Genomic DNA, 21,444 nt, shown 5'->3' with positions numbered 1-21,444 from the left:
GATGGCAAAAACCAAAACTGTTTTCAGCTGCACCGAGTGCGGCGGCCAAGTGCCGAAATGGCAGGGCCAGTGCCCGCATTGTTCCGCCTGGAACACCCTGGTAGAGGCCGTCTCCACGCCCGCCAGCAGCAACCCGCGTTTTCAATCCTGGTCTACCACCAATGCCCGCGTGCAAGTGCTGTCCGAGGTCAAGACCGAGGAAGTCCCGCGTGACCCGTCCGGCATCGACGAACTGGACCGCGTGCTGGGCGGCGGCATCGTACGCGGTGCGGTCATCCTGATTGGTGGCGACCCCGGCATTGGCAAATCCACCCTGCTGTTGCAGGCGCTGGCGGTAATCGGCAAGCGGCGCAAGGTGCTGTATGTGTCGGGCGAGGAGTCCCCGCAGCAAATCGCCTTGCGGGCCTCACGGCTGGCGGTCGACCCCAGCCAGGTGAACCTGCTGGCGGAAATCCGCCTGGAAGCCATTCTGGAAACGCTCAAGCAAGAGCAGCCGGAAGTGGCGGTGATCGACTCCATCCAGACCCTGTACACCGAGCAAGTGACTTCGGCACCGGGGTCGGTATCGCAAGTGCGCGAATGCGCGGCCCAGCTCACCCGCATGGCCAAGCAGACCGGTACCACCATCTTGCTGGTAGGCCATGTCACCAAGGAAGGCTCGCTGGCCGGGCCGCGTGTGCTGGAGCACATGGTGGACACCGTGCTGTATTTCGAGGGCGATACCCATTCCAGCCACCGCATGATCCGCGCCATCAAGAACCGCTTTGGCGCGGTCAACGAGCTGGGTGTGTTCGTGATGACCGAAACCGGGCTCAAGGGCGTGTCCAACCCCTCGGCCATTTTCCTGTCGTCCTACCGCGACGATGTGCCTGGCTCTTGCGTACTGGTCACGCAGGAAGGTACACGCCCCTTGCTGGTGGAAGTGCAGGCGCTGGTGGATGACTGTCACGGCATGCAGCCCAAACGCCTCACCGTGGGGCTGGAACAGAACCGGCTGGCCATGCTGCTGGCGGTGCTGCACCGTCATGGCGGCGTGGCCTGTTTCGATCAGGATGTATTCCTGAACGCGGTGGGCGGGGTCAAGATCAGCGAACCGGCGGCCGACCTGGCCGTCATCCTGGCCATGGTGTCGTCCCTGCGTAACAAGCCTTTGCCAGAAAAACTGGTGGTGTTTGGCGAAGTGGGGCTGGCTGGTGAAGTGCGTCCGGTATCACGCGGCCAGGAGCGCCTGAAAGAGGCGGCCAAGCTGGGCTTTACCCGCGCGCTGGTGCCCACGGCCAACAAGCCGCGTCAGCCGATTGAAGGTTTGCAAGTGATTACCGTCGACCGGCTGGAGCATGCGGTTGATTACTGTCGCGGAGACTGAGCATGATTTCCCATGCAGACCTGGAAGCGGAACTGAGCTACCTGCAGCGCTATGCGCTGGCCCAGTTGCGGGATCGTGATGCCGCCAACGAGGTGGTGCAGGAAACCGTGCTGGCAGCACTGGAGTCTGGTGACAGCTTCAACGGCAAATCCAGCCTGCGTACCTGGCTGACTTCCATCCTGCGCTTCAAGCTGGTGGACCGCTTGCGCCGCAAGGGCAAGGAGGTGCTGTTTGAATCGCTGGAGGATGAAACCGACGATAGCGATTTTGACGGCCTGTTCAGCAAGGATGGCCACTGGCAGGACAAGATCAAGGCCTGGAGCGGCCCGGAAGAGTCCTTGATGTCCCGTCAGTTCTGGGAAGTGTTCGAACGCTGTTCCGAGTTGATGCCGCGCCGCACCGCCATGGCCTTTGTCATGCGCGAGGTGATGGGGCTGGACATTGCCGAAATCTGTAACAATCTGGACATTACTGCGACTAACTGTTCAGTACTGCTGTATCGCGCACGCATGAGTCTGCGCGAATGTTTCGAAATTCGCTGGACCGGGGAGGCCAGGGCATGAACATCAATTGCCGACAAGCCAGCCGTTTGATATCGCAAGGGCTGGACCAACCGCTGAACCAGTGGGATCACATACGGCTGCGTGTACATCTGTGGATGTGTGGCAACTGCCGCCAGTTTTCGCATCAGCTGCAGGTATTGCAGCAGTCTGCGCGCAAGGCCGGGCGTGGCGAATAGCCCGCCTCGTGGCTTGAACAGCCTGTACTTGCCAGCCGACCTCAAGGTCGGCTTTTTCATGGGGCGGCTAGCCTAGTGGGCCTTCTTGTCCTGGGCCTTGCGCTGCGGACAGCTGGCACAAGCCTGTTCGCACAGCCCGGCACCGGTCAGCGATTGCTTGAGCGCACACACCGAGCGGCGGCAGGCAATGAAGCGGATATCCTGTTCTGCCGCCAGCGAGCGGAAGTGGCGCATTACGTTGTGGCCGAGGAAATCGGTAAACAGGATTAGCAAGTCAGTTCCTGCCGGCAGGCGGTCCAGCTTGCGCTGGTGCGAACTGTTGCGACCGCTCAGGTGGCGGTGAATCTGGATGCCATGTTCCTGCAGGACGGAAGGGATGTTGCCCAGGGTATCTGCGCCTACCAGCATTGCGTTCATGAGTGGCTCCTGTTCGGATAAGTTTTGCAAATGATAATCATTACTATTTGCAAATGCAAGCCCCTGCACATTTCATTGTCATCTACGCGTTGCCGACTGTCTGTCCTGCCCGTCGGACGGACGACTTGGCGCGGCTAACAAAATAGCGTAGCGCCCCTTGGGCAAGGCGCGCCGATGCAGGCAGTACATAAAAATATGGCAAGGAGGCGCAACGCAGCAGCCGGGTGTTTGTTAGCGGCTGTCAGGGCAAGGCTAGTACCCGAATCCGCACGCTGTTGCTTTGCTGTTCTTGCCGCTGGCCACTGCCGATCAGCAGGCTTTCCCGCCCCTGGCTGTCCTGCGTGGTACGGGCCACCTCCAGCCACTCACCCAGCCTGCCTTCCACCGTAGTGGACAGCTGGCTGCCATTGCGTTGTGCCCCGCTGAAGGCCTGCTGGCTGACGGCCAGTTCGATGCTGACCCGCTGCCCGTTCAGGCGCGGACGAGCATAAAAGCCGGTAATGGCATCCTGCATGCTGCTGCCACGCACCAGGCTGCCTTGCGGTGTCAGCAGCAGCCAGGGCAGGGGACGGCTTTGCACCAGCTGGATAAAGCCGCTGCGTCCTTCCAGCACGGTAAGGCTTTGCAGAACTTGACCGGATTGTGCGCGGCTGTCTTGCTGAGCGGACAGGGCAAGCTTGCTACCCGGCTGACCGGGCATGATGCGACCGATGCTGATATTGCCTTGCACTTGCACTCCGGATTGCGCTTGTGCACTGCTGCCGGACTGGCTGACTTCAAGGCGCAGGCTGGCCGGGCGCACGTCCAGTTGTCTGGCCAGCGCAGCCAGTTGGGCTTCCCGTGCCGGGCTCGCGTCGATGATCAGCTTGTTGTCCATCGCGCTCAGCCGTTCATCCGGCCGCAGTTGTGGCTGCAAGGCCTCTTGCAGTTCGCTGGGCGCACGCCAGTTCAGCTCCACAAATTGCAGAGCCTGGGCGGCGCGGTTGGCCAGCAACAGCGCAACAAGTAACAGCAGACGCATTTACAGCTCCTTTCCTGAGCGCCAGATCGACCAGATCAGCCATACGCTGTTGAACAGTGCAATCATGAAGCCGATGAAGCCGAAGAAGGGCAGGCCGAACAGCTTGGGCCCGGCGTTCACTGTCATGACGATGGACGAGCCGATGATCAGACAGCCGGTGACAATGGCCATGGTCAGGCGATTGGTGCTGCGGTCCAGCTGTTTGCCAAAGCTGTCCAGCCGCTGCAAGTCCAGATTGATGCGGAACTTGCCCTGGCGGATGTCCTTGGACAAGCGCAGGATGTCGCGCGGCAGGCCGGTGAGCATGCCCAGCGTTTCCTGCAAGGTCAGCTTGCCGCGCTTCAGCAGGGTTTTGGGGTGGTAGCGCGCCACGATCAGTTCGCGCACAAAGGGCGTGATGTGTTCCACCAGCTGGAAATCCGGGTCCAGCTGGCGGCCCAGCCCTTCCAGCGTGATCAGCGCCTTGAACAGCATGGCCATGTCTGGTGGCAGCAGAATGCCGTGGTCGCGGATCAGGGCCATGATGTCGTTGATCAACTGGCTGATGTTGAGGTTCTTCAACGGCACATGCTCGTACTGGAACATGAACTCGCTGATGTCATAGGCAAACTTTGGCTCGTCCACCGGTGTGCTGCCGGTCCACTCGATCAACACATCCATCATCGCGTGTTCGTTGCGCTCACCCAGTGCCGCCAGCAGGTCGACGATTTCATCGCGGCGGCCATGGCTGATGCGTCCCACCATGCCGAAGTCGATGAAGGCGATGCGGTGTTCCGCCAGGAAGAACACATTGCCGGGGTGCGGGTCGGCGTGGAAAAAGCCGTTGAGCAGAATCATTTTCAGCACTGCATCCGCACCGCGGCTGGCCAGTAGCACCGGGTCCAGCCCGCTGAGGGCCAGTTGGTCCAGCTTGCTGGCGGAGAGGCCGTTGATATGTTCCTGCACATTGACTGCCGGATTGGTGTAATCCCAGTACACCTTGGGCACCACCACTTGCGGATCGTCGGCAAAATCACGGGCAAAGCGTTCCATATTGCGCGCTTCCACCGCCAGGTCCATCTCGCGCTTGAGCGAGCGGGAAAACTGGCTGACGATTTCTACCGGCTGAAAGCGGCGGGCGTCGGGGAATTCCAGTTCGATCAGCGTGGCCAGGTGCGCCAGAATGCGCAGGTCGGCATCCACTTTGTCGACAATGCCGGGGCGGCGCAGCTTGACGGCCACCTGGCTGCCATCGTGCAGGGTGGCAAAGTGAACCTGGGCGATGGAGGCCGAGCCGATGGGCTTGTCGTCAAAGCTGGCAAACAATTCTTCCGGTGGCTTGCCCAGCGCTTTTTGCACCAGCAGCCTTACCGAGGCCGGGTCCACCGGCGGTACGGTGGATTGCAGTTTTTCGAATTCGGCAATCCACTCGGCCGGGAAGACATCCACCCGTGTGGAGAGGATCTGCCCCAGCTTGATGAAAGTAGGGCCCAGTTCCTCGAAGGCCAGCCGCACCCGCACCGGGGTGGGCAGGCCGGCGTCGGCATCCGGCAAATGCAGGTTCAGCCATTCGCCGGCTTTTTCCATGGCGCGCGGCAGGCGCAGGCGCTGGGCAAACTCCCCCAGACCGTGGCGAATGAGAATGCCGCTGATTTCCTTCAGGCGTGGAAGGTCACGCATTGCAACAAGAGTTTCTCTGAGCATGGGCTATCTGGTGTCCAAGTTGGCTTTACACTCCCGTCCCTGTCCGATAGAGTGCGGCCTATGAAATTGCAACTCCGATTACTCGCCGTGATGCTTGCTGGCGTCATGGTTTTTGCCCAGGCCGCACCTGAAAAAACTGCGCAGGAAGCACGGCCCAAGGTCGAGGCCTCGGAAGACCCCATTGCCAAGTATGCCTCGCCTGGCGAGGATGCTGTAGGGGATTTGCTGCTGCAGGCCATGAGCCTGTTGGGTGTTGCTTACCGTTTTGGTGGCAATTCTCCGGTCAGCGGCCTGGATTGCAGCGGCTTTGTCCGTTATGTATTCCAGAAATCCCTCAAGGTCAATTTGCCGCGTACTTCCGCCGAAATGGCCCGCATTGGCAAGCCTGTCGATAAAAGTGAACTGGTGGCCGGGGACCTGGTCTTTTTCAATACCCGTGGTTTTGCCTATTCCCATGTCGGCATGTATATGGGCAATGGCAAGTTCATCCATGCGCCGCGCACGGGGCGCAACATCGAAGTGGTCAGCCTGAATCAGAGCTACTGGCAAAGCCGCTGGAACGGTGCCCGCCGCATCAATCGCAGCAACGTCAACACCGTGGCTGCGGCAGACGAAGTGGATAGCGCCAATGACAGTGTGGCGGCCAGAAGCGGGGCTGCTGCGGCGCCGAAGATGAAGTGCCGCAAGGGCAAGAAGTGCAAGCCGGTGGCCGAAGCGGCCAGCAGCAAGAAAAAAGCCGGCAAGGGCAGCAAGTCCGCGCATGGCGGCAAGGCTGACAAGCCTGCCAAGGCGGCCAAATCCGGCCACGGCAAAAAGAAGAAACCCGCCAACTGACAAGCTGGCGGTTGGTCATCACCTCCATGCCCGCCTGTGCGGGCATTGCGTTTTCAGGAATAGCCAGCCATGGCAATGAATATCGACATACCGGTATGGAAAGATCCGCAGGGCGGCATTGTGGCCTGCGTGGAAAAGATCAAGGTCATGAACGAGAACCTGGAAGAATTGCAGCAGATGGCGCAGGACGCGCTGGAAGATGCCATTCTGATGGGCTGTGACGAGATGCAGGTGAAAGACTTCCTGGTCCGTCTGATGCAAAGCCTGCACAACCCCTACCAGCCCTGAAAGGCATTCTGGCATGCATTGGCCATTCGAAGTCCTGATCGGGCTGCGTTATCTGCGCGCCAAACGGCGCAACGGTTTTATCTCCTTCATTTCCCTGATTTCCATTGTTGGCATCGCGCTGGGTGTGGCAGCACTGATCATCGTGCTATCCGTGATGAACGGTTTCCAGAAGGAAATCCGTGGCCGCATTCTCAGCGTGGCTTCCCATGTGGAAATTTCCGCCTTTGACGGCCGTCTGCCGCAGTGGCAAAGCGTGGCCAAAGTAGCCGAGCGCGACGCGCATGTGCAGGCGGCAGCGCCCTTCGTCAATGGCCAGGGGCTGTTTTCCGCCTATGGCAATGTGCGGGGCGGCCTGGTGCGCGGCATCGAGCCGGTGCTGGAAGACAAGGTGGTGGATGTGGGACGCCACATGGTGCGCGGCAAGCTGGAGGCCTTGCAGCCCGGCAGCTTCGGCATCGTGCTGGGGGTGGAGCTGGCGCGGCAGCTGAATGTGGGGATGGGCGACAAGGTGACGCTGTTCACTCCGGAAGGGACAGTCACACCCGCCGGGATGATTCCGCGCTACAAGCAGTTCACCGTGATCGGCATCTTCAAGGTGGACATGTTCGAGTACGACGCCTCGCTGGCCATGATCCATCTGCAGGACGCGCAGGTGTTGTCGCGGCTGGGCAATACCGTTAGCGGTGTCCGCCTGAAGCTGGACGACCCGATGCTGGCTCCCTTGGTGAAAGCCAATCTGCAACAAGCGCTGGGCCAGCAGGATCAGGTAACCGACTGGACCGATACCAATGCCAATTACTTCCGTGCGGTGCAAATCGAAAAACGCATGATGACCATCATCCTCACCCTGATTGTGGCGGTGGCAGCGTTCAATCTGGTCTCCACCCTGGTGATGGTAGTGACCGACAAGCAGGCGGATATTGCCATTCTGCGCACCCTCGGTGCCGCACCGTCCAGCATCATGAAGATTTTCATGATTCAGGGCTCGGTAGCCGGGGTCAGCGGAACGCTGGCCGGGGTGGCCGGCGGTGTGCTGGTGGCCTTGAATCTGGATGTGATCGTGCCGCTGATCGAACGCGTGCTGGGCACCAAGCTGCTGTCCAGCGAGGTGTACATGATCGACTACCTGCCTTCCGATGTTCAGCTGGGCGATGTCAGCACCATTACCGTGATTGCCCTGCTGCTGGCCTTGCTGGCCACCATTTACCCGAGCTGGCGTGCCGCGCGCACCCAGCCGGCGGAGGCGCTGCGTTATGAGTAATGTGCTGAACTGCCACAATCTGGGCAAAACCTATAGTGAGGGGCGGCTTAACCTGACCGTGCTGTCCGATGTATCGCTGAGCGTGGACAAGGGCGAACGGCTGGCCATTGTCGGTGCCTCCGGCTCGGGCAAAAGCACGCTGCTGCATTTGCTGGGTGGGCTGGATACCCCAAGCCAGGGCAGTGTGGAAGTGCTGGGGCGCGATCTGGCCGGGCTGTCCGAGGCCGAGCGTGGCGTGTTGCGCAATCAGTCGCTGGGCTTTGTTTACCAGTTTCATCATCTGCTGCCGGAATTTTCGGCGCTGGAAAACGTGATGATGCCCCTGCTGATTCGCCGCCAGCCGCGCAAGGAAGCCGAAGAACGTGCGGCCAGCATGCTGACGCGGGTCGGCTTGGCTCAGCGTCTGCAGCACAAGCCGGGCGAGTTGTCCGGTGGCGAACGTCAGCGTGCCGCCATTGCCCGCGCGCTGGTGACCGAACCGGCCTGTCTGCTGGCTGATGAACCTACCGGTAATCTGGATTACCAGACCGCCCGTCAGGTGTTCGACCTGATGCTGGAGCTGAATGCCGGGCTGGGCACCAGTCTGGTGATCGTTACTCACGACCTGGAACTGGCAGGCCGGGCGCAGCGTACGCTGCGACTGGTGGAAGGCCGCTTGCAGGACGCAGCGCTGAGCGTCTGAGTCGTTCTGCGCGATACGGAGAAAACAATGCTGTTTGTGCGTGAAGAAATGGATTTTGACCTGGTATTGCAGGCCTTGCAGACCGGCCCCGGGCTGACCCAGCTGGTGCTGGGTGTGCTATGCCTGTTACTGGGGGTGTTCGCCGCACGCAATACTTTCCGCCGCTGGTTCATGCATCACCCGGAGCGTTACGACCGTTTCATCCCCTATACAGCCTTCCGGCTGGTCTTGCCGCTGGCGGCGCTGCTGTCCATGCTGTTGTGCATCATGGGCTGGGTGGCGGTGATGCACACCCGTCCGCACCTGCTGCCCTTGTTTACCGCCATGCTGTTCTGGCTGGGGGTGATACGGCTGTTTACCGCAGTGATGCGTCAGGCGCTGCCGCAGGGCAAGTTCGAACGTAACTCCGAACACTTCATTGCCACCGTGTTGTGGCTGGGTTTTGTCAGCTGGGCCATCGGTTTTGACGATGTGATGCTCGACTGGCTGCAGTCGGTTTCCTTCTCCGTCGGCAAATCGCGGTTGGACCTGCTCACCATCCTCAATGCCATGCTGTGGGTGTCTATCATCGTGGTGGTGGCCTTGTGGGTCAGCCGGGTAATAGAGGCGCGGGTAATGGCGCTCAAGCACATGGACTTGTCCTTGCGCATCGTGTTTGCCAAGATGGCCCGCACCCTGCTGATTGTGGTGGCGGTGCTCATCGCCCTGCCGGTGGTGGGGATAGACCTCACCGTACTGTCGGTATTCGGCGGTGCCGTCGGTGTGGGGCTGGGTTTCGGCTTGCAGAAGATTGCCAGCAATTATGTATCCGGCTTCATCATTCTGTTGGACCGCTCCATCCGTATTGGCGACCGCCTGATGGTGGACAACCGGGTAGGTTATGTCACCCGTATCACTTCGCGCTATGTGGTACTGAAAAGTGCCGATGGCTCGGAAGCCCTGGTGCCGAATGATGCGCTGATTTCCAATACCGTGATCAACCAGTCCTACTCGGACAAGTCGATGTGGATCAGCCTGCCCATCCAGGTGGATTACGGCACCGATCTGGACCAGGCACTGGCTGTGTTGCGTGCGTCGGCGGCTCATCCACGGGTGAAAACCGATCCGGCACCGGCAGCCTTTGTCACGGCCTTTGCCGACAGCGGTATCAATCTGGAGCTGGGCATCTGGGTGATAGACCCGGAAAACGGCTTCATGGGCTTGCGTTCGGAAATTTATCTGGCCATCTGGCGGCGCTTCAAGGAACTGGGCATCGAGATTCCCTATCCGCAGCGGGATGTCCGTATTGTCAGCGATGTGGCCGCGGCCTTGCCCGGCCAGGGAGAGCAGGGATGACAGGCAAACGACTGGCGATTGTGGATGACGATGCCGCGGTACGGCAGGCGCTGATCTGGCTGCTGGACGGTCAGGGCTATCAGGTCAGCGGCTTTGACAGTGCCGAGGAGTTCCTGGCCACCGGCCCGGATACCGGCTTCAATGGCCTGATTGTCGACCTGCGAATGTCCGGCATGTCCGGCATCATGCTGCTGGAGCGTCTGGCCGGGCTGGATTACTGTCCGCCCGCCATCATGCTCACCGCCCATGGCGATGTACCGCATGCAGTGGCCGCCATCAAGCTGGGCGCGCTGGACTTCATGGAAAAGCCGTTCGATGACGAAGTTTTGCTGTCCCGGGTGGAAAAAATGCTGTTGCAGGATGAAAGCAACCGCGCCAGCCATGACCGTCGCCAGCGCGTGGGCAGCATGCTGGCGCAACTGACCGAACGCGAGAAAGAAGTGATGCAGCTTATCCTTTTGGGCAAGCTGAACAAGCAGATTGCCGAGGAGCTCTCCATCAGCATGAAGACAGTGGAAGTACACCGCGCCCGCGTATTCGAAAAAATGGGCGTCAAGTCTGCGGTGGAGCTGGCTGGCCTGCTGGCAGCCAGCAAGGCCGATGCAGCAGGGAGTCGTGGCGATGGGCACTAAGCAACCGGTTTCCGTGCTGGTGGTCATTCACACCAAAGCCGGTGAAGTCTTGCTGATTGAACGTGCCGACCGGGCCGGTTACTGGCAGTCGGTGACTGGCAGTCGTGAAGGCAGCGAGACCCTGTTGGAGACCGCGCGGCGCGAGGTGCTGGAAGAAACCGGACTGGATGCCGACCAGCATCAGTTGAGCGACTGGCAACTGCACAACCGCTACGAAATCTACCCACACTGGCGCCATCGTTACCCGGATGGCGTGACACATAACGATGAGTACGTGTTTGGCCTGCAACTGGACGCGCCGCAACAGGTGCGGCTGGCTGCGGGAGAGCATGTATCCCAGCAATGGCTGTCCTGGCAACAGGCCGCCGAGCTGGTGTTTTCTCCCTCCAATGCCGCAGCCATCCGCCAGTTGCCGGCCCGGCTGGGCTTGCCTGCCGACTAGTTGTGTAGCAAGCAGCCCGCCACGGCCGCGGCGGCAATCACCTTGATCACTCCCACCTTGTAGCGCTGCAATGCCAGCGCCGCAGCCACGGCCAGCAGGATGGCCTGCCAGTCCGGTCCGGCCTGCCAGCCCTGCGGCCAGAGCGCATGCCAGCCAAAGAACAGGGCCAGGTTGGCGATCACGCCCACCACCGCCGCCGTGATGGCAGTCAGTGGTGCAGTGAGTGACAGCTTGCCATGGCTGCTTTCAATCAACGGCCCGCCAGCCAGAATAAACAGGAAAGACGGCAGGAAGGTAAACCAGGTCACAAGACTGGCAGCCAACACGCCTGCCAGCCCCGGTGCCATGCCCCCTGCATGCTGGAAACCACCGACAAAGCCGACAAAGGCCACCACCATGATGAGCGGGCCGGGTGTGGTTTCCCCCAGCGCCAGCCCATCCATCATCTGCCCGGCATTCAGCCAGCCATGCTGTACCACCGCGCCCTGATAGACATAGGGCAACACCGCATACGCCCCGCCAAAGGTCAGCAAGGCTGCCTTGGTGAAGAACCAGCCCATCTGGCTGAAGGGGTGGTTCCAGCCGAGCAGGCTGATCAGCACCAGCATCGGGCCACACCACAGCAGGCTGCCTGCCAGCACAATACGCAACAGCCCGCCACGGCTGAAGCGGGCATGGGCGGGGGGCGGGGTGTCATCGTCTATCAGTGCCGGTCCGGCTGATGGATGCGGCACACCATGTCCGCCGCCTGCGGCGGCAAACAGCGCCGGGTAGCGTTTGCCCGCCAGCGCACCAATCAAGGCTGCACTCAGCACAATCAGTGGAAAGGGCAGCCCAAACCCGACCAGCGCGATAAAGGAAGCCAGCGCCAGGCCCCATAGCAGACGGTTTTTCAAGGCACGCTGGCCAATGCGTAGCGCAGCATGCAGCACGATGGCGACAATGGCGGGCTTGATGCCATAGAACATGCCCGCCACCACACCCAGCTGACCAAATGCCAGATAGGCCCAGGACAGGGCAATCAGGATCAGCAGCGAAGGCAGCACAAACAGCCCACCCGCCACGATGCCGCCAGGCGTACGATGCAGCAGCCAGCCGATATACGTCGCCAGTTGCTGGGCCTCCGGGCCGGGTAACAACATGCAGTAATTGAGCGCGTGCAAAAAGCGGCGCTCGGAAATCCAGCGGCGTCGCTCCACCAGTTCCTGATGCAGCAGGGCAATTTGCCCGGCCGGACCGCCAAAGCTGATGAAACCCAGTTTCAGCCAGAATGTACTTGCCTCGCGCAGCGAGACCGCTTCGGGCCGTGACGGTGTGCTGTTGTTGGGGGGCATGGCTTTCCTGGGAGCAATGTGGTGTTGGCAAACTATCAGCATTTTGCATGCGTCAGACATACTTCGTCACAAAACAGGCAAGGACAGCATGCGACAGTACCGTTACAATCCGTTTTTCTGTTAATTGTCATCATACTGTCATGTTTGCATTGGAAAGCTTCAATCAGGCTTGTTTCCTGCTCATCAACGCCACGCCGGCCTCGTCCGGGCTGATGATCAAGCTGGCCATCTTCTTTGCCAAATACCTGATTTTGCTGATTCCGGTGTTGCTGCTGCTGATGTGGCTGTGGGGCGAGACCACACAGCGCGAACGGGCCTTGAAGGTACTGTTCAGCGTAGCGCTGGCTCTGCTGGGCAACCAGTTGATCGGCATGCTGTGGGATCACCCGCGCCCCTTTGCCATTGGCCTTGGTTACCGTTTCATCGACCATGCGGCCGACCCGTCCTTTCCCAGTGACCACACCACCATCTTTGCCACCACCGCCTTTGCCTTCTGGCTGGCTGGCAAGGCCCGGCTGGGCCAACTGCTGCTGTTGCTGACCGTGCTGGTGGGGCTGTCACGCATTTATCTGGGTGTGCATTGGCCGCTGGACATTCTGGGCGGCCTGCTGCTGTCACTGCCCTATGCACTGGCCATGCATGCAGCCTGGCCGCGCTTTGGCCAGCGTGTGCTCGATGGCCTCAACCGCAGCTATCGTTGCCTGCTGGCCAAGCCGATTGCGCTGGGTTGGGTCAAGGCCTGATTCAGCCCGCCAGCTGCAAACCACCTTGCAGCATCATCACCGCAGCAATCACCACCATCATCAGGCTGGACAGATAAGGCAGGCGTCGTATGGCGCCATCCAGCTGATGAAACTTCTCCCCCAGCCGACGTGCGCCCCAGGCGGCCACCACGCCAACGCTGACCAGTGAAATGGCCAGGCCTATGCTGAAAGACGCCACCATGGTCAGCCCCAGCGCCACCCGCTTGAGTTGCAGGCAAATCAGCAGGATGGTGACTGAGGCCGGGCAGGGCATCAGGCCGCCTGTCAGCCCGAACAGGGCAATCTGGCCATTGCTGACTGTTTTGCCGGCAAAGCGCCGGGCAATTTCCTCGGCATGGGCTTTTTCGTGGGCATCCTGATAAGGCTGTGCAGGCTCGGCCTGGACTGCTGCGCGCGCGGGGCGGGCCAACATGCTGCCTTTGCCGGTCGCTGCGGCGCTCTGGCCGCTCTGGTGATAGCGCCGCGCTGCCGGAGGGCCAAAGCGCAGGGCAAACTGATGACCATGGTTGCCATGCAGCATGTGCAAGGTGACGGAAAACTGGTGCGGCAAGGCAATGCTGCGCTCGGCTTGCAGATAGCCTCCTTGAGCTTGCAGGAGATAGTCCTCTTGCCGGCCGTCATCCCGTCGCACTTGTAGCCGGTACTGCACCTCACTGTCCGGTTTTTGTGGCCGTAGCCGTGCGCTATAGCAATACAGACGGAAGCGGGCCGCGCTGTCCTTGCCCTCCACCACCAGTTCCACCAGCCCATGGCCGGTATTGATCATCTTGCCGCCGTGCGGGGCACGTTGCCAGGCCTGGGCTGCCAGATTGTCCAAGCGGGTGCGCCAGGCCATCCAGCTGGCAATGCCCAGCACAATGATGCCGGAGAGCAACAGCAGCCAGGGCTCGGCCTGTTCCACCAGCAACTGGTTGCCATAATGCAGGGCGCTTGCCGCCAGCAGCCAGACGACGAGCGAGTGCGACAGGGCCGCACACAGGCCAAGTAACACGGCCTGGGCAATGCTGCCGCGAATGGCAATGATGAAAGACGCCATCAGCGTTTTGGAATGCCCGGGCTCCAGCCCGTGCAGGGCACCCAGCAGGATGGCGGATGGAATGAACAGCCAGAGGTTGGCGGAACCTTGCTGTATCAGTTCGGCGAGTGGTGGCATGATGCGGATGCGTGTCAGAATGAGAATGCCCGCAATATACTACCCCCCAGTATGTTTTGAGAAAGAAAATCGCAATGGGACACACCGTAAAGGGAAAAAAACCGCTACTGGCCAGAGTACGTCGTATTCAGGGCCAGGCAGCAGCCATCGAGCGGGCACTGGAAGAAGGGCAGGAATGCATGGCGGTATTGCAGCAGATCGCTGCCATACGCGGTGCGGTCAACGGCCTGATGGCCGAGGTGCTGGAAGGCCATCTGCGCGAGCATTTGCTGGCCCCCGCCGCCATTGGTGCCGACGTCGACCCGGAACGGCAGCAGGAAGCCGACCAGGTCATGCGTCTGGTGCGCTCCTATCTGAAATAAAGCTGGCATGTACGACCACCGTCAGTCTGCCCGGCATGCCCACGCATGGAGCGGGCCATCTGCCGCGATGGAAAACACGCATTTATTTGCGCCAGGGGCTGGCGTCAGCGAGCATGCTTGCGCTATGGATAGATCATGACGCCGCTAAAAATCACCACATACAACATCCACAAGGGCATGTCTCCGCTGAACCGCCATGTCCGGGTCAACGAAATTGCCCATGCGCTGGAAATGCAGGCGCCGGATTTGCTGTTCTTGCAGGAAGTACAAGGCAAGAACCTGCTGCGTTCGCTGCGCCATGAGGGCTGGCCGGTGCAGGCCCAGCATCACTATCTGGCCAGGCGGCTGGATCACAAGGTGGTATACGGCCTGAATGCCGCCTATGAACATGGTCACCACGGTAATGCGGTACTGACCCGTCATCCCATCATCGAATGGTGTAACCGCGACCTGTCGGTCAGCCGCTTTGAAAGCCGTGGCTTGCTGCATTGCATGCTGTTACCACGTGGCTGGAACAGGCCGGTGGCCGCGCTGTGCGCGCACCTGAATTTGCTGGCCCGCGACCGGCGCAAGCAATACACCGATCTGCTGCATTACATCGAGGCGGCCATTGCGCCGGAAACGCCCATCATTCTGGCCGGCGACTTCAACGACTGGCAGGGCGAGGCAAGCGAGCGCCTGCAACAGGCAGGCTTGCAGGAGGTGTTTCTCACCCATCGCGGTCATTATGCGCAAAGCTTTCCGGCACGGCTGCCGGTGCTGCCGCTGGACCGTATTTATGTACGTGGCCTGCGGGTGCTGAGTGCCGATGTGCTGCGCGGCCCACCCTGGTCGCGCTTGTCCGACCACTTGCCGCTGACGGCATCGCTGCTGCCAGCCTGAAAATACGGATGTTCGATATAAAACATCAGTATTTGGCGATTGATAAAACCATGCCGTAATCCTGATTTATCAGCAGCAAAATTTCCGTTTTACTGCAAAGCTTGCGCTTTTCGGGCAGGAATACTGCACTGCGCTTGACGTAAAGCGAAAATTGATGTTCAATACCCAAAATTAATCGCCGATTTGACACAGCTTGCGGGCGTAAAACAGCTAAAGCGTGGGTAAGCAGACCCCGTATTACTTCAGTTTCTGCTTATATAATCTTTTCAGCATTCAAAGATTCCATGCATAAAGCCCGCCAGCGTCATCGGCGGGCTTTATGCATTCCGGAGTATTTGAATGATTCATCTGCAAAACATCCGCAAGCGTTTTCGCCGCCCAGATGGCGGCTGGTTCGACGCCGTGCAAGATACCTCGCTCTCGATTACCGCTGGAGAAGTGTTCGGCCTGATCGGTTTTTCCGGTGCCGGCAAATCCACCCTGCTGCGCTTGATCAATCTGCTGGAGCGCCCGGACAGCGGCGCGGTGATTGTGGACGGACAGGACCTTACCGCCATGAACGCGCCTGCTTTGCGGCGTGCCCGCCAGCATCTGGGCATGGTGTTCCAGCAATTCAACCTGATGGCCAACCGTACCGTGGCCGACAACATCGCCTTTCCGCTGGAAATTGCCGGCTGGTCCAGGGGGGATATTGCCCAGCGCGTTGCCGAATGCCTGGAAGTAGTCGGCCTCAGCGACCGTGCCCAGCACTATCCGGCGCAACTATCTGGCGGACAAAAGCAGCGGGTAGGCATTGCCCGCGCACTGGCTCCACGCCCCAAGGTGATTCTGGCAGATGAACCCACTTCGGCACTGGACCCGAAAACCACCCAGTCCATTCTAGACTGCCTGCGCGACATCAATCAGCGCTTTGGCGTGACCGTGGTGATTGTCACCCACGAAATGCATGTGGTGCGTTCCATCTGCCACCGCGCGGCCGTGCTGGACGCCGGCCAGGTGGTGGAAGTGGTGGAGGTGAGCGATGGCACGGTGGATGCCCGTTCAGACCTCGCCCGTTCTTTGCTGGAGGCCGCGTGATGGAAGAAATGACTTTTGCTGCGGCATTGGCCGACCTGGCCGGCATGGCCCCGGAAATCTGGCAGGCCTGTCAGGAAACCGGCCTGATGCTGGGCGTGGGACTGGCTGCCGCCATTCTGCTGGGCGGCCCCTTGGGTATCTGGCTGTATCTGTCGCAGCCGGGCCAGCTGTTTGCCAACCGTCTGGTCAATGGTGTACTGGGCTGGACGGTGAACCTGGTGCGCTCCTTCCCCTTCATCATCCTGATGGTGTCGCTGGTGCCGCTGACCCGACTGCTGGTAGGCAGTACCATCGGCCCGGTGGCGGCTGCCGTGCCGCTGTCTTTTGCTGCCATTCCGTATTTTGCCCGGCTGGTGGAGCAAACCTTGCGCGAGATTCCGCGCGGCGTGGTGGAGGCGGCCGAGGCCATGGGGGCCAGCCCCTTGCAAATCATCATCAAGGTGCTGCTGAACGAGGCGCGTTCCGGGCTGATTTCCAGCCTGACCATTCTCACCATCAGCTTTCTGAGTTATTCCGCCGTGGCGGGGGTGGTGGGTGGCGGCGGCATTGGCGATCTGGCCATCCGCTATGGCTACTACCGTTTCCAGACCGACGTGATGGTGGCCATGGTGCTGTTGCTGGTGGTGATCGTGCAGATCATCCAGCTGCTGGGCAACCGGCTGGCGGCCCGACTGGACAAGCGCTGAATCAATCCTACAGACCGGGCGACAGCGTCAGCCCGGCAAACCGGCTGGTGTGCTGCCTGACGGGCAGGCCAGCTGTATTCCCTTATCCATCATTGCAAGGAGTTCACATGCGTAGATTCGTCATCAAGGCACTGGCCGTATCTTGTCTGGGTCTGGCCATTGCCGGTCCGGCACTGGCGGCCGACCCTGCCAAAAAGGAAATCGTGATTGGCACCACTGTGGGTGACTTTGGCGACATGGTGAAGCAGTCGATCAAGCCCATCCTGGAAAAGCAGGGCTATGCTGTGAAGCTGGTGGAATTCACCGACTATGTACGCCCCAATATGGCGCTGCAGGAAGGTGCGCTGGATGTGAATGTATTCCAGCACAAGCCTTACCTGGACAACTTCGTCAAGGAGCACAAGCTCAGCCTGAAGGAAGTATTCCAGGTGCCGACGGCTCCGCTGGGCATTTATCCGGGCAAGCTGAAGTCGCTCAAGGACGTGAAGGAAGGCAGCACCATTTCCGCGCCGAACGATCCGTCCAATTTTGCCCGTGCACTGGTGATGTTGAGCGATCTGGGCTGGGTCAAGCTCAAGCCGGGTATCAACCCGCTGACCGCCTCCGAGCGTGATATCGCCCAGAACGTGAAGAAGCTGAAAATTGTCCAGCTGGAAGCCGCCCAGCTGCCGCGCTCGCGCAATGATGTGGACTTTGCCGTCATCAACGGCAACTACGCTACCAGCTCCGGCATCAAGCTGACCGAGGCCGTGTTCCAGGAAAAGAGCTACGCCTATGTCAACTGGGGTGTGGTGCGTGCTGCCGATGCAGGCAAGCCGTGGGCACGCGATGTGATTGCTGCGTACAACAGCAAGGCCTTCAGCAACTGGGCCAAACAGAAATATGCCGGTTACAAATTCCCGCAAAGCTGGAAATAAGCCGTAACCCATGCATGAGGCCCCGTCCGGATCGTGATGGGGCAGACAGGTTTTCTTGTAACACTCCTGGCTACAAGACTTGTACGGAGGGCAATGCCCTCCGTTTTTTTATGGTCAGGTCAGATAGCGGGCTGCAGGCGTGCCGGGTTTATTCACACACGGTGAAAGGTGCCTTGTGATCCAGCAGGCCGGGCTTGTCGCTGACCGGGGACTGATCAACAAGGGCATGGACCGGATTGCCATCCGGGTCCAGCAGGCTGCAGCGATTGTTGTCATCACCAAGGACCAGGTTGGGGGCAGGCCGCCCACCGGCAGCCAGGCCCGCTGCCACAAAGCCTGGCAGCAACTGCGGCCCGGCGGCACGGAATACCAGGTGAACGTGGCTGCGCTGCTCCGGCTTGCCGGCCGTTACCAGCAGTTCGTCCGCGCGGAAGTAGTCCGCCCCTTCCGCACTCAGCGTGCGGCCCAGTTCATGCAGTACGGCCTGGTAAAAGCGTTTGCTGGCAGCCAGATCTGCCACCACCACGTGGACCTGTTCCAGCAGACGTGTGTTGTGATAGTGCATGGGACATCTCCTCTGTTATTGACAGCTTTTGTCCCATCATACGCCGCAGCCACCTGGCTTGCCCATCCGGTGAAGTACGGCCTCAGCGCGCCAGCCACTCCTCGATAAACTGCTGGCGGAAGGCGTGCAGGCGCGCCACCCGCTCGGCCGCCATGGCGCGGCCTGCCTCGGTTTGCATCATGGATGGCAGTTTTTCCAGCTTCACTTCGATGTGATCGAGCGCGTATTCACGGTCATCCAGCACACGGCCATCACCTGATGGATTGTCCGGATGTGCCAGCTGCCGACCCATGCGACCTGAGGTGTAAAACATGCGCGCCAGGCCAATGGCACCCAGCGCGTCCATGCGGTCTGCGTCCTGCACGATGCGCGCTTCGTCGGATTGCGGCGGGATATTGGCGGAAAAACTGTGCGCCTCGATGGCATGGACCACGGCAGCCAGTTTGTCGGCCGGGAAACCGGCATCCGCCAGCAGCTGGCTGGCCTTGATGGCAGCTTGTCTGGAGGCTTGTGCCCGGTCCGGGTGATTTTTTGGCAGATTGACCAGATCGTGCAAATAACAGGCAGCCAGCACTACCAGGGCATCGGCCTGCGGGTGATGCGGCAGAATCTGCCGTGCCACTGCCCATACCCGGTGAAAGTGGGTCAGGTCATGGGCACCGTCGGCATCCGGGTCTTGTTGTTGCAATAAGCCGATCAGTAGCTGTTGCCAGTGTTGCAGCTGCGGGGTGAGGTCAAGCGGTGACATGGCGGCATTCCAGAGGGTGGGGCGAGGATTACACCGCTGCTGCCAGCACACGTCAACCATGCTGGCAGCGTGGCCGGTGTCAGGCGTTGAGCTGGCAGTAGTCGCGGGCAATGGCGGCGGCCAGGCGCGCATTGTTCAGTACCAACTGGATGTTGGACGCCAGACTGTTGCCGCCGGTCAGCTCGCATACCCGTGCCAGCAGGAAGGGGGTGGACTCCTTGCCGCTGACGCCCTGATCGCTGGCTTCTTGCAATGCTTGTTCGATAGCGGCGTCGATCTTGTCCGACGGCATCGCGTATTCATGCGGAATCGGGTTGGTCACCACCATGCCGCCTTTCAGCTGCATTGCCCATTTGGCGTGCATGGCGGCGGCAATGTTGGCCGGGCTGTCCAGGCGGTAGTCCACCTTGAATGCACTTTCACGGGTAAAGAAGGCGGGCAGGGTGGCAGTCTGGTAGCCAATGACCGGCACACCGTGGGTTTCCAGGTATTCCAGCGTCAGCCCCAGGTCCAGAATGGACTTGGCCCCGGCACACACCACGGTGACCGGGGTCTGGGCCAGTTCTTGCAGGTCGGCGGAAATGTCGAAGCTGCGTTCCGCGCCCCGGTGCACGCCACCAATGCCACCGGTGGCAAACACGTGTATCCCGGCCATGGCGGCGATGATCATGGTGGAGGCAACGGTGGTGGCACCGGTCTGGCGGCCTGCCACAATGAAGGGCAGGTCGCGGCGGCTGACCTTGACCACTTCCCGGCCACGCTTGCCCAAGAGTTCGATTTCATCGGCACTGAGGCCTGCTTTCAGGCGGCCATCGATAATAGCGATGGTGGCCGGTACCGCGCCATGGGCACGTACTTCGGCTTCCACTTGCAATGCCGTTGCCACGTTTTGCGGGTAGGGCATGCCGTGGGAAATGATGGTGGATTCCAGTGCCACGACGGCCTGACCGGCTGCCAGCGCAGCGGCGACTTCGGGATGGATGTCCAGGTAAGGGTGTTGGCTCATGATTGCTCCGGATAAGGCAAATTGGGACACAGCTGTAGTACGGCTGTCAGTGACAGGGTGGGGTTGTTGGTGGCGGCACAGCTCAGGGTAAGGGCGGCGCAAGCCTGGGCCAACTCGACGGCCTGGTGGAACGGCATGCCTTGCAGCGCGCCCCAGGCCAGCCCGGCCATCAGGGCATCGCCGGCACCGGTAGTGTTGACGATGTCGCAGGCAGGGGCTGGGCTCCAGCCATGGCTTCCATCCAGATGGCTGTAAAACACCCCGTCTGTCGCCAGGCTGATAAGCAGCTGCTGCACGCCCTGCTGATGAAACCAGTTGGCGACGGCAGCGGCCTGGTCTGGCGTATCCAGTGGCAGGCCAGACAGGCGGGCGGCTTCCAGCCGGTTGGGTTTGAGGGTGTGGATGCGGCCCAGCCAGGGGCGCAGACGGTCGGCCTTGAAGGCGGACACGGTGTCCATGAACACCGGGGTGTCGCCGGCTTCGGCAAACAGCCAGGCCAGGGCATCGGCCGAGAGATTGGCATCGGCCACAATCAGCCCGGCGTGGCGCAGGAGTTCGCGCTGTGGTGCCAGGCGGGTGGCATCCAGCCGGTTCAGGATATCCATGTCATTGATGGCAATGGCCATGTCGCCATCCGGGCCGTGTATCGACAAGTAAGTGGATGTAGCTGCGTCCGGCAGCAGCAGGACGTGGCGGACATCAACCCCGGCGCGTTGCGTGGTTTCCAGCAGCGCACGGCCATAGAGGTCATCCCCCACGGCGCTGATCAGCCGGCAATCCGCGCCCAGTCGGGCCAGGTTTTCCGCGATATTGCGCGCCACGCCACCGGCAGAGCAGCTGACCTTGCCCGGGTTGGAGTCACCCTGGCGTAGCGTGGCCGTGGTACAGCCACGAATATCCATATTGGCGCCGCCCAGTGCCACCACATAAGGGCTGTCGGCCAGGATATAGCCTTTGCCCAGAATCTGGCCTTTTTGCATCAGCTTCATGATGTGGCCAGCCACGGCTGAGCGGCTGATACCTAGCTGGTCTGCCAGTTCCTGCTGCGGAATCAGCGGGTTCTGGCGCAGCCATTGCAGGATTTCCAGTTCGCGTTCGGTCATTAAACTTATGTTTGTTTGTAAAACATTTGTTTATATTAATGGCCAGGCCAGCTTCTGGTCAAGTATAGAGGGCAGGCCGCCGCGCTCAGTGCCGCTGACAGCAAGGGCGTGTTTCTGGGGCAAGGCGCGACGACGCTGGCAGTGCAA

25 protein-coding genes are annotated in these 21,444 nt (G+C 60.6%); 16 read left to right on the top strand and 9 right to left on the bottom strand.

What is annotated here, in order from left to right; all coding sequences use genetic code 11:
• The first annotated feature begins 1 nt into the window (after position 1).
• From radA to HWX34_RS01265, 3 genes are read left to right on the top strand one after another with little or no spacing between them, the layout of a single operon-like run.
• Positions 2–1,366 carry a DNA repair protein RadA gene (radA, locus tag HWX34_RS01275; RefSeq protein ID WP_131354823.1) on the top strand — a complete coding sequence of 455 codons (1,365 nt, stop codon included), beginning with the start codon at positions 2–4 and terminating at the stop codon, positions 1,364–1,366.
• Positions 1,367–1,368: 2 nt separating this feature from the next.
• Entirely contained in the window at positions 1,369–1,929 is a 561-nt protein-coding gene (locus HWX34_RS01270) for a sigma-70 family RNA polymerase sigma factor (RefSeq protein ID WP_178970631.1), read from the top strand.
• Positions 1,926–2,105, top strand: coding sequence for a zf-HC2 domain-containing protein (locus tag HWX34_RS01265; protein ID WP_178970630.1), 180 nt, complete (start codon positions 1,926–1,928; stop codon positions 2,103–2,105). The genes HWX34_RS01270 and HWX34_RS01265 overlap by 4 nt, the downstream gene beginning before the upstream one ends.
• Positions 2,106–2,177: 72 nt before the next feature.
• Here HWX34_RS01265 and HWX34_RS01260 read toward each other — a convergent pair whose 3' ends face one another.
• The 3 genes from HWX34_RS01260 to HWX34_RS01250 all read right to left on the bottom strand — a co-directional run bounded on the left by HWX34_RS01260 (position 2,178) and on the right by HWX34_RS01250 (position 5,226).
• The gene (locus HWX34_RS01260) at positions 2,178–2,522 is read right to left on the bottom strand and encodes a DUF2325 domain-containing protein (RefSeq protein WP_178970629.1); all 345 of its coding nucleotides are present in this window, start codon (positions 2,520–2,522) and stop codon (positions 2,178–2,180) included.
• 241 nt (positions 2,523–2,763) lie between these two features.
• A complete protein-coding gene (locus tag HWX34_RS01255) occupies positions 2,764–3,543 on the bottom strand; it encodes a hypothetical protein (protein WP_178970628.1) in 780 nt (259 codons plus the stop codon).
• Complete coding sequence (locus tag HWX34_RS01250; protein WP_178970627.1) at positions 3,544–5,226, bottom strand: AarF/ABC1/UbiB kinase family protein; 1,683 nt, start codon at positions 5,224–5,226, stop codon at positions 3,544–3,546. It lies immediately after the preceding gene.
• Positions 5,227–5,286: 60 nt separating this feature from the next.
• Between HWX34_RS01250 and HWX34_RS01245 the strand changes: the two genes are divergently transcribed.
• From HWX34_RS01245 to nudB, 7 genes are all read left to right on the top strand, one after another.
• On the top strand, positions 5,287–6,060 hold the full coding sequence (locus tag HWX34_RS01245) for a C40 family peptidase (protein WP_178970626.1): 774 nt from the start codon (positions 5,287–5,289) through the stop codon (positions 6,058–6,060).
• A 75-nt stretch (positions 6,061–6,135) separates the two neighbouring features.
• Positions 6,136–6,348 (top strand): hypothetical protein, encoded by a 213-nt coding sequence (locus HWX34_RS01240; protein WP_370459652.1) that lies wholly within the window; start codon positions 6,136–6,138, stop codon positions 6,346–6,348.
• A 13-nt stretch (positions 6,349–6,361) separates the two neighbouring features.
• On the top strand, positions 6,362–7,609 hold the full coding sequence (locus tag HWX34_RS01235) for a lipoprotein-releasing ABC transporter permease subunit (RefSeq protein ID WP_178970624.1): 1,248 nt from the start codon (positions 6,362–6,364) through the stop codon (positions 7,607–7,609).
• Complete coding sequence (gene lolD, locus HWX34_RS01230) at positions 7,602–8,291, top strand: lipoprotein-releasing ABC transporter ATP-binding protein LolD (protein ID WP_178970623.1); 690 nt, start codon at positions 7,602–7,604, stop codon at positions 8,289–8,291. Before HWX34_RS01235 ends, lolD begins: the two co-directional genes overlap by 8 nt.
• Positions 8,292–8,318: 27 nt before the next feature.
• Entirely contained in the window at positions 8,319–9,626 is a 1,308-nt protein-coding gene (locus tag HWX34_RS01225) for a mechanosensitive ion channel family protein (RefSeq protein WP_178970622.1), read from the top strand.
• On the top strand, positions 9,623–10,258 hold the full coding sequence (locus tag HWX34_RS01220) for a response regulator transcription factor (RefSeq protein ID WP_178970621.1): 636 nt from the start codon (positions 9,623–9,625) through the stop codon (positions 10,256–10,258). Before HWX34_RS01225 ends, HWX34_RS01220 begins: the two co-directional genes overlap by 4 nt.
• Positions 10,248–10,700, top strand: a complete 453-nt coding sequence (gene nudB, locus HWX34_RS01215) for a dihydroneopterin triphosphate diphosphatase (RefSeq protein WP_178970620.1) — start codon at positions 10,248–10,250, stop codon at positions 10,698–10,700. The genes HWX34_RS01220 and nudB overlap by 11 nt, the downstream gene beginning before the upstream one ends.
• Here the strand turns inward: nudB and chrA are convergent.
• Positions 10,697–12,034, bottom strand: coding sequence for a chromate efflux transporter (gene chrA / locus HWX34_RS01210; RefSeq protein WP_178970619.1), 1,338 nt, complete (start codon positions 12,032–12,034; stop codon positions 10,697–10,699). The two genes, nudB and chrA, sit on opposite strands and share 4 nt — an antisense overlap.
• Positions 12,035–12,174: 140 nt before the next feature.
• On the opposite strand from chrA, the gene HWX34_RS01205 reads away from it, so the two are divergent.
• The gene (locus HWX34_RS01205; protein ID WP_178970618.1) at positions 12,175–12,777 is read left to right on the top strand and encodes a phosphatase PAP2 family protein; all 603 of its coding nucleotides are present in this window, start codon (positions 12,175–12,177) and stop codon (positions 12,775–12,777) included.
• A 1-nt stretch (position 12,778) separates the two neighbouring features.
• Here HWX34_RS01205 and HWX34_RS21470 read toward each other — a convergent pair whose 3' ends face one another.
• Positions 12,779–13,951 (bottom strand): sulfite exporter TauE/SafE family protein, encoded by a 1,173-nt coding sequence (locus HWX34_RS21470; RefSeq protein WP_178970617.1) that lies wholly within the window; start codon positions 13,949–13,951, stop codon positions 12,779–12,781.
• A gap of 74 nt (positions 13,952–14,025) precedes the next feature.
• On the opposite strand from HWX34_RS21470, the gene HWX34_RS01195 reads away from it, so the two are divergent.
• The 5 genes from HWX34_RS01195 to HWX34_RS01175 all read left to right on the top strand — a co-directional run bounded on the left by HWX34_RS01195 (position 14,026) and on the right by HWX34_RS01175 (position 17,875).
• The gene (locus HWX34_RS01195; RefSeq protein WP_062789713.1) at positions 14,026–14,313 is read left to right on the top strand and encodes a metal/formaldehyde-sensitive transcriptional repressor; all 288 of its coding nucleotides are present in this window, start codon (positions 14,026–14,028) and stop codon (positions 14,311–14,313) included.
• Between the two features lie 135 nt (positions 14,314–14,448).
• Positions 14,449–15,195: an endonuclease/exonuclease/phosphatase family protein gene (locus HWX34_RS01190; RefSeq protein ID WP_178970616.1), complete on the top strand. Its 747-nt coding sequence runs from the start codon at positions 14,449–14,451 to the stop codon at positions 15,193–15,195.
• 339 nt (positions 15,196–15,534) lie between these two features.
• Positions 15,535–16,272 (top strand): methionine ABC transporter ATP-binding protein, encoded by a 738-nt coding sequence (locus tag HWX34_RS01185; RefSeq protein WP_178970615.1) that lies wholly within the window; start codon positions 15,535–15,537, stop codon positions 16,270–16,272.
• Positions 16,272–16,958: a methionine ABC transporter permease gene (locus tag HWX34_RS01180; protein ID WP_045847186.1), complete on the top strand. Its 687-nt coding sequence runs from the start codon at positions 16,272–16,274 to the stop codon at positions 16,956–16,958. The genes HWX34_RS01185 and HWX34_RS01180 overlap by 1 nt, the downstream gene beginning before the upstream one ends.
• Positions 16,959–17,065: 107 nt before the next feature.
• Entirely contained in the window at positions 17,066–17,875 is an 810-nt protein-coding gene (locus tag HWX34_RS01175) for a MetQ/NlpA family ABC transporter substrate-binding protein (RefSeq protein ID WP_178970614.1), read from the top strand.
• Positions 17,876–18,023: 148 nt separating this feature from the next.
• Here HWX34_RS01175 and HWX34_RS01170 read toward each other — a convergent pair whose 3' ends face one another.
• The 4 genes from HWX34_RS01170 to HWX34_RS01155 all read right to left on the bottom strand — a co-directional run bounded on the left by HWX34_RS01170 (position 18,024) and on the right by HWX34_RS01155 (position 21,297).
• A complete protein-coding gene (locus HWX34_RS01170; protein ID WP_178970613.1) occupies positions 18,024–18,440 on the bottom strand; it encodes a VOC family protein in 417 nt (138 codons plus the stop codon).
• 82 nt (positions 18,441–18,522) lie between these two features.
• Positions 18,523–19,188, bottom strand: coding sequence for an HD domain-containing protein (locus HWX34_RS01165; RefSeq protein WP_178970612.1), 666 nt, complete (start codon positions 19,186–19,188; stop codon positions 18,523–18,525).
• A 79-nt stretch (positions 19,189–19,267) separates the two neighbouring features.
• Positions 19,268–20,194, bottom strand: coding sequence for a pseudouridine-5'-phosphate glycosidase (locus HWX34_RS01160; protein WP_178970611.1), 927 nt, complete (start codon positions 20,192–20,194; stop codon positions 19,268–19,270).
• On the bottom strand, positions 20,191–21,297 hold the full coding sequence (locus tag HWX34_RS01155; protein WP_178970610.1) for a PfkB family carbohydrate kinase: 1,107 nt from the start codon (positions 21,295–21,297) through the stop codon (positions 20,191–20,193). The genes HWX34_RS01160 and HWX34_RS01155 overlap by 4 nt, the downstream gene beginning before the upstream one ends.
• Between the last annotated feature and the right edge of the window lie 147 nt (positions 21,298–21,444).

Origin of the sequence: Aquitalea sp. LB_tupeE (assembly GCF_013391415.1) — a bacterium.
In the GTDB taxonomy this organism is placed as follows: Bacteria; Pseudomonadota; Gammaproteobacteria; order Burkholderiales; family Chromobacteriaceae; genus Aquitalea.
The sequence above is the reverse complement of the archived record's forward strand: the minus strand, read 5'-3'. Positions and strand labels throughout refer to the sequence as shown.